The following is a 915-nucleotide window of genomic DNA, read 5'->3' as shown; positions in this document are numbered from 1 at the left end:
AAATATCAAAATAGCGCCAATGATAGAACCGATAGGCCCACCAAGATAACCGTTAAAAGATGTATACATTGGGTTCATCTTATCCTCCTTGAATCATCCTATAGGTAACACTCAAAAGTATTGTTAGTACAATCACCGTTGAACGAGACAAATATATAGATGGTTTATTATAAATAGTGTCTTTAAATTGAGTTATGCGAAGATATTATAATTTTCGAATAAAGAGGATTATCAAAAGTATCAGTCTGGTTTTTAGTTATCGCTTTGCTACTGACACTCATATATCAACGATAAATACCAACATTCGATTACTTATCTCCTTAACCAATTTAGCTTAGCCTATGTATTGATGGATTTAAAGATAGAAAGCTTTACCTGCCACTATATTTGTGTGATAACTTGTTATTATAATAGGAAATATTAACACAGACTGTACATTCGCCCGATAATTTCATGTAAAGCGTGGTTCCCAAAACTAAGATTTGTTATTATAGAACAATGTGACATCTCGCCACTATTCTTACAATCAGAGAGTAATCTATGAAAAAAATCACTACTTTAAGCATTAGCGCACTTGCTAGTGCTATGTTGTTAATGACAGGCTGTAGCACCAATAACGGCAGTCAAGAAACAGCTGCTCAAAGCGTTTCTATCACTGAACAAAGCTCAGCAAGTGAAAAAGTGGGCTATAGCTTAGGATTCATGATGGCAGAAGGCAATAAAGAAGCTGTCAAAGATTTGAACCTGGATACTTTTGAAAAAGGTTTCCGTGATGGTTATGAAGGCAATGATTCAGCATTGACCAAAGAGCAAATGCAAGAAGTATTGATGACGTATCAAAAAGAGCAAGAAGAACAGTTCGCAAAAGACATGCAAACCAAAGCAACAGAAAATAAAACCGCTGGCACAGCATTC

1 protein-coding gene is annotated in these 915 nt (G+C 35.3%); it reads left to right on the top strand.

From position 1 onward, the window contains the following. Positions 1-540: 540 nt before the first annotated feature. A partial coding sequence (locus ACS8FC_RS15590) for an FKBP-type peptidyl-prolyl cis-trans isomerase N-terminal domain-containing protein (protein ID WP_439297438.1) occupies positions 541-915 on the top strand: 375 nt, incomplete at its 3' end.

It is taken from the genome of Psychrobacter sp. 1Y4 (assembly GCF_051847555.1).
The sequence above is the reverse complement of the archived record's forward strand: the minus strand, read 5'-3'. Positions and strand labels throughout refer to the sequence as shown.